Source organism: Sinobaca sp. SA16-1 (assembly GCF_059510515.1).
The window spans coordinates 205,213-218,049 of the sequence record NZ_JCAKFL010000002.1; the positions used below are offsets into that span (position 1 = coordinate 205,213).

Consider the following 12,837-nt stretch of genomic DNA (forward strand, 5'->3'; position numbering starts at 1 on the left):
TTGATTATTATCTATCTTCTTTTTTGTAAATTCTCTTTCTGTGCCAATACCTCCCGCCTTTATGCTGAATCCAGTGCCTTAAGCAGTACAAAAAAGGAGCTGCCCCAAAAGGGCAGCTCCTTTAACAATTTATTGTTTATTCGCGGTTCGTCTCATTATTGTTCCTATCATCGGAAGAGGATTTTGTTTTTCGGACCAGCTCTTCTAAAATCCCAACAATTTCATCCTTGGAATACTGGTCTTTTTCCGCTCCGGTTTTGTTTTCTGTCGTTATTTCATTTGTTGTTTTAATGTCTGATTCATTGGTGTCTGTTGTTTCAATCGTTTCCTGCGTGGCTGCATGTTCAGCAGCCAGGTATTTATCCCGCTTGTCTACAGTCTCTACCGTATTAGTTTCGGTATCGATATCGCGCTTGTAAACAATTTGTCCGTCCGGTGTCATAAACTTCTTGTTCATCGTTCTTGTTGATTTGTCAAACAAGCTGTAGATAACCGGTATAACAAACAGGGTCAAGAAGGTACTGCTGATTAAACCACCGATTATAACGATACCCATCGGCTGAATAATTTCTGCTCCTTCTCCGATACCAAGTGCTAATGGAATAATACCAAGGATCGTCGTGATCGCTGTAATCAGGATCGGTCTTGTCCGGTCCTGCACGCCGGTAACAATGGCTTCGACTGTCGGCAGGCCTTTTTGCTTCTGCTGGTTGATATAATCGACCAGCACAATGGCATTGTTGACGACAATACCTGCCAGTACAATGACCCCTATCATCGCCATCGCGCTTATCGGGCTTTGCGTGATCGTGAGGGCAAGCATAACCCCGATTACAAACAACGGCACGGTAAACATAATGATAAATGGATATTTAAACGACTCAAACTGGGCTGCCATAACCAGGTAGATGAAAATCAGACCAAGCGCAAAGGCTAAAGCCACATCGCCCATCAGGTCATCAATCATTTCCTGGTCGCCGCCTACAACAAACTCTGCGTCGCCCGCCAGTCCTGCATCATCAATAACATCATCCACGACTGTAGAGGCATCACTTAAATCACTGGATGCTGTATACAATACGTCAAAATCAGCCGTTGTGATCGCGTCGGCCCGGTTGATAACAGAAGGAGCCTGGCCATCTTCTATATCTGCTACGTCAGACAGCGCAATGTAGTCTCCCTCCTGGTTCGGGATCGTAATGTCTTCGAAGTTTTCGGTGCTCTCCAGCACTTCATCTGCGTAGCGTACATTTACATTGTACGTGTCATTGCTGTCAGTCGTAATGCTGCCGGCAATTTCTCCACCGGTTGCCGTATTAACCGCCTCTGCAATCTGTGCCGGAGCAAGTCCTTCGTCTTCGGCTGCTTCGCGGTCGATAACGACCTGAAGCTCAGGTGCCGTTTCTTCTTCGGTGCTTGTGACACTGCGGATAATACTCTCGTCTTCGAGGGCTTCTACGATTTCGTCACTCGTCTCAGCCAGACGGTCCGAGTCGGGATCCTGAATGCTGAAGGAATACGTGTTAGGCTCTCCGCCTAATCCGGCCTGGGCGAAATCCTGTACTTCGATATCGGCCGCCTCATCGATGCCTTCTATTTCATCGGCAAGCTCTTCGGTAAATTCGGCCGTGGTCGTATCGCGTTCTCCTGCGCCCACAAGATTGACAATAATCTCAGCGGTATGGCTTTCAGAGGTTAATCCCCCCTGCTGGGAAGTAGATCCAATGGTGCTTAGATAGCTTTCAATATCGTCATCGCCATCGAGCTCATCTTCGATCTGGGCGATGGTTTCTTCCGTTCTTGCAAGTGTGGTGCCTTCTTCGTGTTCTACATCCACTAAAGCAATACCTTCATCGGAATCAGGCAGAAATTCAACGCCGGTTGTGGACAATCCGAGGGCACCAATTGCTAAGGTCACGAGCGTAATGGCGATAACAACAGCTCTTCTGCGAAGTGTCCAGCGGGAAATACGCTCGACTCTTTTGAGCATCGACGAATTCTTGCGCTTTTTTTCCACTTCTTCTTTTGGAGCAGTTAAAATTCTGCTCGCGATCATTGGAACGATGGTCACTGCTACGAACAGGGAAGCAAACAGACTGAATGCCACCGCTATAGATAATGGGGCAAATAGATCTCCAACAATCCCTGTAATAAAGACAACAGGAAGGAAAATGGAAACGGTCGTTAATGTAGAAGCCGTAATTGCTCCAGCTACTTCACGTGTACCGTCGGCCGCTGCCTGCTTCGGGGTTTTCTTCATGGATAAATGACGGTAAATATTTTCTACAACGACGATGGAGTTATCAACAAGCATCCCGATTCCGAGTGCGAGCCCCCCAAGGGTCATCATGTTCAAGCTGATATTTGTAAAGAAGAACAAAGCAAATGTCGTAATAATGGAGAATGGTATAGCAATACCGATTATTAACGGTGTTTTTAAATTACGTAAAAAGGCGAATAACACGACCATTGCCAGGATACCACCACTGATAAGAGCAGTAATAACACTGTTAATGGAGTCTTGTACATATTCTCCTTCATCATACAGTGTAATAGCATCCAGGTTCGAATACTCATCTTCCTCAAGCAGGCTGCTCAATTCATCATTAAATTCACTTGATACCTGGGTCGTATCTGCATCTGATTCCTGCATAACGTCCAGCTGAATGGAGCTTTCCTGATTTACTCTCGTGATAACATCTGCATTTTCGCTTTGCAGCGATACTTCCGCTACGTCTGATAACGCAATATCATCACCGGATTCAGGATCCTGGGAAACGGTAAGCTCTTCTAATTCCTCTGCGGAGCCAAGCTCGCTGAGAATCCGGGTGGAAATAGATTCTTCTGCCTCTTCATCGACGATTACACCACCCGGTACAGCAGCTTCCTGCCCCTGGATAACCTGTACGATATCCGATTGAGAAATACCGGCGTCTTCAATTTCCTCCTGATCTAGTATAACTTCGTACTGCTCTGTTAAGGAGCCTGACTCAGAAATACTGGCGACACCGCCGATTCGGGACAACTCTCTTTCGAGAGAAGCCGTCTCTTCCTGAAATTCCGTTACTTCATCTCCGCCGCCGGAAACAGCCAGCTGAATACTCGGAAACATCGAAGGATCAAATTGCAGAAAAGCTGGTGTTCCTGCGTCATCTGGAAGCTCTATCTGCGATATCGTAGAAACAATCTCTGTTTCTACATCATCAATATCCGTGTCTGCTGTGAACTCCATAATGACAATGGAAGAACCTTCCAGCGACTGGGAGGTCAGCTGATTGAGTCCGGAAATGGTAGACAATTCGTCTTCCAGATCTTCGGTAACATCATTTAACACTTCCTCCGGTCCGGCACCGGGATAGCTGGTGCTGACTGCAGCTACCGGCGCTTCAACATCCGGGAACAGCTGGACAGGTAAACGCGTCAGCGATACGGCTCCTAATATTAAAAGTACAAGCATAATAACAATCGTAAACTTTGGCCGTTTTATCGACAGGTCCCATATTTTCATTTACTGCTTCTCTCCTCTGATGTTTGTAATAGCTGGTGTGGTTTTTCTGAAAGGGCGGTTTCAAAAGAACGCATCACGTTCTGAACTAATTTTAAATCGTTAATATCTATTTTAATAAGGTACTGTTCGATGAGATTCTGTTCCATTTGAAGGAACTGTTTTTTCATCTCCAGCCCTTTCGTTCCAAATTCAATGTGCACTTCTCTGCGGTTTTCTTTATTAACGACGCGCTTAATAATAGATGATCCTTCCAACTTTTTAATCGTCTGACTCACTGCACTTCTGGATATATCACAGTATTCTGCCAGACCGGTCATCGTAACGTGCTCCTGCTTCAGAATATATAACAACATCACCTGCTGGCGTTTTGTTAAACTGATGTCCGGAAACGGAAAAAGCTGCAGCAGGGATTTATGTATTTTACGGTAGCTTTCCATCATTTCAGTAAATACTTTTCCGTGCTCTTCCATGGACGTTCTCCTTTCTTTTTCGATGCAGGTTTCATTCTAACGTAATTTGCTTAATAATTAAATAGATAAACAGTTTATTTTTTTAACTGTTTAGCAATTAACCGTTTTCATAAGAAACATTTCTCTGCTCTGCCTTTTCGTGATAGGATTCATGTATCTATTTTTTACTTAAAGGAGATCATCTATTGAATTCAGAGCCAGCAGATATATACCGGGTTATTGAAATAACCGAACGCATTCATAACACGATCATCAGCGACTTCCCCATGCCGGACCTTCCTTTAAATCAACGACAGATCAGCATTCTCTGGTTTGTGTTTCATCATCAGGAAAGCAGCATTAATGATGTAGCACGTCACTTTTACATTTCAAAAAGCACCGCCAGCCAGGCCGTTTCCCACCTCGAGAAAGAGAAATTTCTGGAGCGGACCGTGAACCCGTCCAACCGCAGAGAAGTAATACTACGCCTGCTGAAGCGCGGTGAATATTGGAAAACGCAGTTTAAAGAAGCCGAACGGCAGCTGCATGAAAAGTATTTTTCAAAAATCCCCCAGGAGGATGTTAACAAAATGCAGGAAGCGCTGGAAAGCATTCAGGCAATTGTGGAAGACGAAAAATCAAAAAGCTAACGTTTCGGAAAAAGATATAAAAATGACCCTGCTCTTATGTAAGAGCAGGGCTTTTTGTAGATCATGAAGTTTTTACGGCTGCTTTTTCTGTTCTCGTTCTTCATCAGAATCGGACTGCACTTCTTCAAGCAGACGAACTTTCTCCTGCAGCGCCTTATTTTCCTGTACGACTTCCATTGCCTGAGATGAATAATGAGGATCGTGCCTCCACCAGTCAATCCCCATTTCTTCCGCCTTGTCTATCGAAGCAACGAGCAGCCTGATTTTGATCGTAAGCAGTTCCACTTCGGCAATATTAATTTTGATATCTCCAGCAATAACCACCCCTTTATCCAGCACCGTTTCAAGGATATCTACCAAACTGCTTCCGCCGGACCGGTTATTGGTCACCTGGGCGTTACGGTCACTTACCGGGTATTCGTCGGCCATATATAGCCCTCCTTTTTTCTTTAGATGAGATTGCCAAGCGGGCCAAGGTCAATGTTCAAATCTTCATCCGTTAAACCAAAGATAACCTTCATCTCTTCCATTTTTTCTTCCAGCTGCATCAAGGCTGTTCCAAGCTGTTCGATCTGCTCATCTGACAGATCTCCTCCTTCTACCCGCCTCATCGCCTGTCGTTCGACAAGCTGTCGCAGCAGTTCAATGACTGTCATCACGATCTGCGACAATCCTTCATCTACTTTGTCGGGATCGAGTGAAATTTTTCCAGTCGGATTGCTCGTCTGCAGACCATTTATATTCGGAATATCACTCATGCATAAGCCTCCTGATTTATTTCGGGAATCGTCTGGCTGCTTTCTAAATAGGCTTTCTTTTTATTATCTTCAAGCTTCTGAACAGAGGCTAACAGCACACTTAAATCCAGATAAACGAGCTCAATATCGGCGATCGAAATCGTTAAATCCCCACGGATCACCACCCCGGTTTCAAGCACGGTATCTAATATATCCAAAAGGGTAATATCTTTATTTTTCAGGTCAAGACTATCTTCTCTCATCAGCCTTTCACACCCTTCGCTGTTGTAAAATTGGAGAAATGATAGGAAGGCCACGGACCGGTCACTTCATAATAAAAGCCGGAGTCGTTCTGTTCTGCCGTGTTCCGTTCGGCTTCTATATAAGAGAGCAGCAGCTCCTTTTTGGGGGCATTTACGAGATATACGCCGTTTAGGCTCATATCTTCCCCGCGTCCTGTCACTTTCCGTTCCCAGTTCTTTTTGACATCACTTGCTTCACTCAGCATTTTAAGATGATCGTGCAGGTCCTGACAGTACGACCTTATTTTTTCCACGGCTTTTTCTTCTGCAAAATTAGCCAGTTTCTTCTTTTCGAAAAATTTCTTCCCTGCCGGCATTGCTTCAATATCGGCCTTTTTTTGTTCCATTTCTTCGCTGTTTTCTACCACATTATTCATAAACGTATCCTTGTCAGCTTATACCTTAATATTCCATTCTTCTTTATCGGCTAAAAAAGCAAACTGGTCTGCAATGGATTCTTTTTTCTCATCCATCATTTGTTCCAGGCTTTCCCGCGATTCAAATATGGTCCCGAACTTTAATGGAACGACGGTATATTTTTCATGGAGTATATTCATCAGCTCATGATGGTGAAAGGCTTTTACCTGCAGCCACTGCATATCTTCGACCTTCTTCTGAAGCCTCTCTTCTTTGTAATCTTCTTCCGGAACCCTGCAGACTACTGCCGTTAATTCTCCGAGGCTCTGATATTCTATGATTTCCGATGGTTCGATGGCTTCTTTTTCTTCCATGGGGCTGCTTGTGTATTCTTTAGTCGGCACAAAAGCATAGACGTAAATCAGTTGGGCATTGCTTTTTTCTTCAGCCATACAAACCTCCTTTTCTTCTGTTGGTTTCTTCATCAACAAATGTGTATTACATATAGTATAATCAGGGGTACAAACCACATACAATCATCAAATAAACGGCTTTTGTTGGCTATTGAACAGTTAATCCTCTATTTGTTGATGAAAAAAGGAGCGAGCGTATGGATGAACACCTGCCTCCGATGGACAGACGGACCAAACGGTCAAAAGATGCCTTAAAAAAATCACTGATCGATTTAATGAATGAAAAAGATTTCAAGAAAATCTCGATCACGGAAATGATGGATCACGCCGATTTAAACCGCGGAACGTTCTACAAGCATTATCAATTCAAAGAAGATGTGTTGGAGGAAATGATTGAAGAAGTAATTGATAGCCTGGCAGCGTCTTTTCAGGAACCATTTCTTCAATACAGGACGTTTGACGCGGAACAGTTAAAAAACTCCGTTACTAAAATATTTGAACATGTTTTTGAGTACCGGAACTTCTATACTGTTGTGGTGAAATCGCAGGTGCTGTCCTGCTTTCAAGATAAAATCAGTGTCGTTCTCCGAGACTTTTCCCTCCAGGAATTCATCCATAAAAAATCCGATCCGCACATTAACGTTGAGCTGCTGGCCAGCTACCAGGCCTATGCCTTTTTAGGAATGATTATCGAATGGATTCATGACGATTTTAAACATTCCCCTGCGTACATGGCTGATCAGCTTCTACGTATTATGCAGAGCAGCGCCTCCCATTCTCCTTTCACAACAGAAGATAGATCTTTTTAACTCCATACAAAAAACACCTTTCTAAATGAAAGGTGTTTTTAATTATATTGTTATAAACTTTTCTGTAAAGAATGGCTGGTTGTCATCATTAAACTCTACGCCAACGCCAAGCTCCGTGAAACTATCGTGCAGAATATTCTCCCGATGGCCCATTGAATTCATCAATCCCTGATGGGCAAACACGCTGCTGAATTGTCCATACGCCAGATTTTCCCCCGCCCGGGTAAAAGTAATCCCGTCTTCTTCCAGCCTTTCAAAAGGAGACTGTCCCTGCTCGTTCGTATGGCTGAAAAATTGATTTTCCGACATATCGGTACTGTGCTCACGGGCTGAGTCTCTTACTTCCTCGTTCCACTCCAGAACAGGAAGGCCATGACGAACACGAGCTGCATTTGTCAGGTCGAATAATTGATATTCAAACCCTTCTTTTAATGTTTCACTACTGCTCGTGTAAAAACTTTCTTTCGTCGTTTCCAGATTTTCGTCAATGATCTGAACAGCCGTTACTTCATCCGACTCATGAACATCGTAAAACATAGTTACATAGCTCCCATCCAGATGGTGAACGCCGTATTCTCCTTCACTGTTGACCTGATAGGTAAATCCGCCATTTCGCATCATGTCCTCGGATTCACCCAACGTTTCATTTACATAGGATTTTGAGTCGCCCAATGTAATATCATATTGGGAGGAAAGTAAATTCTGGTTTGTGTAAAGCCCTTGAACGATACCTTCTTCATTGTACGAAACCATCATAAAGTTATGATAGTTTTCATGATAGGTTAACCAGTTTACCCCGTATTCATTCTCGCTTTCACGCATAGACTCTCCATACATATCTTCCACTTCCTGCCTGGTATCCCCCAGTTCCACATTACCTACGGAAAAGGATTGATCCTCCGGCGTGGTCAGTTCCGGTTCTTCTACTTCCACTGCTTCCTGCTCAGGTTCTTGTACAGAACCTATCAAAGCATTAAAAAGGGTGACCGCCTCTTCTGTCATCTCCTCAAAGTCAAAGCCATTGTTTATCGTATCGTTTAATGGTTCAGGCATTACGTCGCCGGCGCGCTCCTCCCATAACGGTTTCGTCCAAATGATAACCAGCACAGCAGACACCAATAAAAACAATCTTCTCAAAATACGAACCACCCTCATCTATTCAATACTCCCGGCCGTTTCCGGCGGGAGGCACTGTTTTACTAATTATCTTCGCCCATCATTGTATCATTCTCATGAGGCACCATTCTATTAATTGGACTCCTAAGTCCGCCCTGTATGTCAGTTGTAAATACTACGGGGGAAAACCCTGGTTCCATAAAAAAACAACCTGCTTGCGGCTGGACGGCAGGTTGTTTACGGTTTGTGTGCAAGGGTTCTTATATTCATTTCATGCCCTTCAGTAGAATATACCGGTTGGTGATCTATGCCGGCTGCGCCCCATTCAGGATGGCATGCGGCTGCCGCTAATACGGAAGCATCCAGAATATCATCACGGGTGCATACGCTGCGGGGATATAGGCTTAGTGTTTTAGAAAATAGATTAGCCATATCAGAATCAAGCAGTTGGATCAGATCGAGGCGCTGTGAGAGACCCGGATTCGTTTTCTTTGATTCCAACAGCGGCTCTCCGTTCAGATCTGCGAATACGACTTCCGGATGTGCTTCATTCACAGGCACCAGAAGAGCAAAAACATCTACTTCTTTTATTTTCGGAAATAAAAACCAGGACTGCTTTTGCAGGCCTGCACCTGTTAACTGTTTGTGTAACACATTTGCTTCCTGGTAGCTGCTGCAGGCAAGTACTTCCCTGCAAGGCACCGGAAATACGCTGGAACGCCGTTTTCCGAGTTTCCGGCGCGCCAGCGCCTCCACCCGCCGCGGGTACTCGCTGGCAGCCGGCAGGCCGATCGGCATATCTATCCATATAGAAGTATCCGGTTCGGGCCGGAGCTGATTCAAGCCGGGTATTACCTCTATATGATGTACCTTTCCGTCTTCGGCGAAAGCCGCGAGCCATCCACCTCTGCATCCATCCAGTCCAATTGCTTTCACCACGGCTCCTCCTTTCATCTATACAGGTAATGGGAACGTATGGCTTTTCATTACCCAGGTATTTGCTTTGCTTTTTTATATGTCATTGTCTTAGGTAAAAATAAAGCTTGTTACTACTAATAATATTAACATTTATTGAATAATCTTTTTTAGACACAATTAGAATATTATTATGACCAAGCTATTATCCACACCTATACTATGGGGCGATGCAATAAATGAACAAAACAGTTGATTTAAATGCTCTAGAACGTCATAAAAAGATCCATTTCAAGAGGATTTGTATATTATTTATCGAAGTAAACTATATATTATTCGTCCCCTCTTATCCCTTCCTTCATCCAGCCTGTATAAAGGAGAACGTTCATGGAAAAACTGAAGCTGCACATTGAATTAATCGCTGCTCTTACTTCCGGCGTTTTGATCCTTTTTGCTTATACCCTTGAACTTTTTGAAGCTGGCAGCTTGTCGGTCATCACTTATATACTGGCCTTTGTTATCGGCGGTTATGCGAAAGCGAAATACGGAGTCAAAAAAACCATCCAGGACCGAAAGCCTAATGTGGAAACGTTAATGATTCTCGCTGCAGTAGGCGCTTCGATTATTGGTTATTGGACTGAAGGAGCTATCTTAATCTTTATTTTTTCCCTCAGCGGCGCATTGGAAACCTATACGATGAACAAAAGCCGGAAAGAGCTGTCGGCGCTGATGAAAATCCAGCCCGAAGAAGCATGGCTGTTAAAAAACGACGTAACCACCCGTGTGGCTGTGGCTTCCTTAACCTCCGGAGATATGCTAATTGTTAAACCCGGTGAGCGGGTGCCTGCTGATGGCAAACTAGTGAAAGGTCATACTGTCGTAGACGAATCTGCGATCAGCGGGGAATCCATCCCTGTTTCTAAAGATATAAATGATGATCTATATGCCTCTACTGTAAATTTAAGCGGTGCGGTTACGATGGAAATGACCAAGCCAAATTCCGAAACGCTCGTCCAGAAAATTATTGACCTTGTTCAATCGGCCCAAAGCGAAAAACCACCTTCCCAGCAGTTTGTGGAACGATTCGAAGGACGATATGTCATTGTCGTATTAATAGTCTTTTCGTTTATGTTGTTTCTTCCACACTATATAATCGGCTGGGACTGGAATACGACGTTTTACCGGGCGATTCTTCTTCTCGTTGTTGCTTCCCCGTGCGCCCTCGTCGCTTCCATCATGCCGGCTGCGCTTGCAGCTATATCCAATGGAGCAAGAAATGGCGTTATTTTTAAAGGGGGCGTACATTTAGAGAACTTAAGCTCTATTCAAGCTGTGGCTATGGATAAAACGGGCACGCTCACCCAGGGGCGGCCTCAAGTAACGGATTTTGTGTTCCGGGAAGATATCGATCGTGAGGCGCTGATGGCAATAATTGCAGGGATTGAATCACAGTCCAATCACCCGCTGGCTAAAGCAATCATGAAGTTTATTGAAGCCAAAGGAATCAGTCCGTTATCCAATATCCAGGTAACGGATGTGCCGGGAAACGGTTTGAAAGCGACTATTCAAAATGAAGACATTTTAATTGGAAAGCCTGCATTTGTGGATGAAAAAGAGGCAGAACTGTTCCAAGGGGGAGTGTTGAGCCGACTGGCTCTTGAAGGAAAGACCGTAACGTTTGTCAGGGACGGAAAAGGAATAGCGGCAGCCATTGCCTTAAAGGATATTGTTCGGGAAAATACCAAATCCACTATTCAAGAACTTCAGCAGTTAGGAATTCACTGCATTATGCTTACAGGCGATAATCAAAAAACGGCCGAAGTCATCGCTGCAGAAAGCGGCGTCGATGCTTATATAGGCAGTTGTATGCCGGGGGACAAAGTGAACGAAATAAAAAAATTAACGGAAACCTACCGGTACGTTGCTATGATTGGAGACGGCATTAACGACGCTCCGGCACTTGCGGCAGCTTCCACCGGCGTTGCGATGGGGGAAGGTACCGATGTTGCACTTGAGACGGCGGATGTTATTTTAATGAAAAATGATTTATCGCGTATTACCTATTCGATTAACCTGGCGCGGAAGATGGAACGGATTATTAAACAGAACATGTACTTTTCTGTCAGTGTCATCCTCATGTTAGTTATTTTAAATTTTGCGCAGTCCATTACGATTCCTTTTGGTGTGATCGGTCATGAAGGCAGTACCATTCTCGTCATTTTAAATGGCCTGCGCATGTTGAAACCATAGACCGGTATTAACTGGGCTTATCCCGGATAATTAACACATCACAGGTGGCTCTCCGGACAATTCCTTCTGAGACGCTTCCTAAATGTATCCCTTTCTCCATTCCCGCTCCCGTGGCACCGGCAACAATAAGATCAGCACGATAAAGCCAGGCGGTTTCCTTCGGCAGAATATATTTAGGGGCCCCGTATTCCATCGAAATCGACATATCCTGCATTCCATTGTCAGCCGCTATTATTTGATACCTTTCTAAAAGCAATTGTCCATTCTTCATGTAGATGTCTTGAATGTCATCGCGAAACTGTTCTACTGAATGCGCCAGCGGCGTATACAAAACGTGCACAGCGGATATGTCTGATTCCTGTTCCCGGGCGATAGTAATCGCCGTCTCGAATGCTTTCATCGAAATGGCCGATTCATCTATAGCGACTAAGATACGGTGATAATTTTCAGTAAATGTTTTGTTCTTCACTACCAAGACATTGCAGCCAGCGAGATGAACCGTTCCAGCAGATACACTTCCTAATAGATGACTTTCGATAAGACCTAATCCGGAGGCGCCTGTGATCACTAAATCAATATTGTATAAAGGAACAATTTCTTTAGCGATCCTTTTTTGGGGCGAAATACCCTGTTTCAGGATGGTAACTACTTCTTTAACCCCGGATGCTTCCGCTGCCTTTTCACAGTCTTTTAATATTTCCATTCCATTCTCTACGGCTGCCTGCTTGATTTCTTCACGGTAGACAGGCACCCTGCTGTATTCTTTGCTTTCTACTACATGACAGATGAACAGATGACTATCGTATCGTTTGGCTAGACTAATGCCCCGCTGCAATGCTTTGTCCGCTTCTTTCGAACCATCTACAGCCACTAAAATACGCTTGTACCGATTCATCTTTTTCACCAGCTTTTTCTCATATTTAATGATACTAGTATACTCAAAATTGCCAGCCTTTAAAGTGATACATCTCACACTCATCCAACTATTCCAATGTATAAAGGTTTTATAGGTTTTAGGAATCAATAAGAAATTCAGAGGAATAACTGTAGACACAACGGGGAAATAAAAAAATAAAACAACGGCATCATCAGCATCGTACTTTTTAAGATCAATCTGCTTGTACCACAGCCCGCATGGGCATTGCTTCAAAAAAGATGCTGCTTTATGTTAATTTATTAAGTCCCTTTATTCACACTAAACGACAAAGGTGGTTGACATACTCCTAATTTATCCTATAATTCGTTATATAGGCATTAATATGTATTTCAAATGCGCTTTTAAGAATATGTTGATTTATTGATGTTAATCATGTAATAAATTCTTATCAGTC

Annotated in this window: 11 protein-coding genes and 1 pseudogene; 3 read left to right on the top strand and 9 right to left on the bottom strand. The window is 43.9% G+C overall.

Translation table 11 applies throughout. The features are described from left to right. Positions 1-136: 136 nt before the first annotated feature. A complete protein-coding gene (locus AC5W2J_RS05140; RefSeq protein ID WP_496058418.1) occupies positions 137-3,508 on the bottom strand; it encodes an efflux RND transporter permease subunit in 3,372 nt (1,123 codons plus the stop codon). Continuing rightward, the gene (locus tag AC5W2J_RS05145) at positions 3,505-3,978 is read right to left on the bottom strand and encodes a MarR family winged helix-turn-helix transcriptional regulator (RefSeq protein ID WP_496058419.1); all 474 of its coding nucleotides are present in this window, start codon (positions 3,976-3,978) and stop codon (positions 3,505-3,507) included. The genes AC5W2J_RS05140 and AC5W2J_RS05145 overlap by 4 nt, the downstream gene beginning before the upstream one ends. A 185-nt stretch (positions 3,979-4,163) precedes the next feature. On the opposite strand from AC5W2J_RS05145, the gene AC5W2J_RS05150 reads away from it, so the two are divergent. After that, a complete protein-coding gene (locus AC5W2J_RS05150; protein WP_496058420.1) occupies positions 4,164-4,607 on the top strand; it encodes a MarR family winged helix-turn-helix transcriptional regulator in 444 nt (147 codons plus the stop codon). A gap of 72 nt (positions 4,608-4,679) precedes the next feature. On the opposite strand, the gene AC5W2J_RS05155 is transcribed toward AC5W2J_RS05150, so the two are convergent. The 4 genes and pseudogenes from AC5W2J_RS05155 to AC5W2J_RS05170 all read right to left on the bottom strand — a co-directional run bounded on the left by AC5W2J_RS05155 (position 4,680) and on the right by AC5W2J_RS05170 (position 6,488). Then, the gene (locus AC5W2J_RS05155; protein ID WP_496058421.1) at positions 4,680-5,036 is read right to left on the bottom strand and encodes a gas vesicle protein; all 357 of its coding nucleotides are present in this window, start codon (positions 5,034-5,036) and stop codon (positions 4,680-4,682) included. A gap of 20 nt (positions 5,037-5,056) precedes the next feature. Continuing rightward, positions 5,057-5,365, bottom strand: coding sequence for a gas vesicle protein K (locus AC5W2J_RS05160; RefSeq protein ID WP_496058422.1), 309 nt, complete (start codon positions 5,363-5,365; stop codon positions 5,057-5,059). After that, complete coding sequence (locus AC5W2J_RS05165; RefSeq protein WP_496058423.1) at positions 5,362-5,607, bottom strand: gas vesicle protein; 246 nt, start codon at positions 5,605-5,607, stop codon at positions 5,362-5,364. Before AC5W2J_RS05165 ends, AC5W2J_RS05160 begins: the two co-directional genes overlap by 4 nt. After that, positions 5,607-6,488 (bottom strand): annotated as a pseudogene (locus AC5W2J_RS05170) (GvpL/GvpF family gas vesicle protein). The gene AC5W2J_RS05165 and the pseudogene AC5W2J_RS05170 overlap by 1 nt, the downstream one beginning before the upstream one ends. 125 nt (positions 6,489-6,613) lie before the next feature. On the opposite strand from AC5W2J_RS05170, the gene AC5W2J_RS05175 reads away from it, so the two are divergent. After that, positions 6,614-7,225, top strand: a complete 612-nt coding sequence (locus tag AC5W2J_RS05175; RefSeq protein ID WP_496058424.1) for a TetR/AcrR family transcriptional regulator — start codon at positions 6,614-6,616, stop codon at positions 7,223-7,225. A 42-nt stretch (positions 7,226-7,267) separates the two neighbouring features. Here AC5W2J_RS05175 and AC5W2J_RS05180 read toward each other — a convergent pair whose 3' ends face one another. Then, positions 7,268-8,362: a CAP domain-containing protein gene (locus tag AC5W2J_RS05180; protein WP_496058425.1), complete on the bottom strand. Its 1,095-nt coding sequence runs from the start codon at positions 8,360-8,362 to the stop codon at positions 7,268-7,270. A 216-nt stretch (positions 8,363-8,578) separates the two neighbouring features. Continuing rightward, a complete protein-coding gene (locus AC5W2J_RS05185) occupies positions 8,579-9,277 on the bottom strand; it encodes a DUF429 domain-containing protein (RefSeq protein ID WP_496058426.1) in 699 nt (232 codons plus the stop codon). A gap of 366 nt (positions 9,278-9,643) precedes the next feature. Here AC5W2J_RS05185 and AC5W2J_RS05190 point away from each other — a divergent pair, with 366 nt between their 5' ends. Then, positions 9,644-11,506: a heavy metal translocating P-type ATPase gene (locus AC5W2J_RS05190; RefSeq protein ID WP_496058427.1), complete on the top strand. Its 1,863-nt coding sequence runs from the start codon at positions 9,644-9,646 to the stop codon at positions 11,504-11,506. Positions 11,507-11,513: 7 nt separating this feature from the next. Here AC5W2J_RS05190 and AC5W2J_RS05195 read toward each other — a convergent pair whose 3' ends face one another. After that, complete coding sequence (locus AC5W2J_RS05195; protein ID WP_496058934.1) at positions 11,514-12,401, bottom strand: universal stress protein; 888 nt, start codon at positions 12,399-12,401, stop codon at positions 11,514-11,516. Between the last annotated feature and the right edge of the window lie 436 nt (positions 12,402-12,837).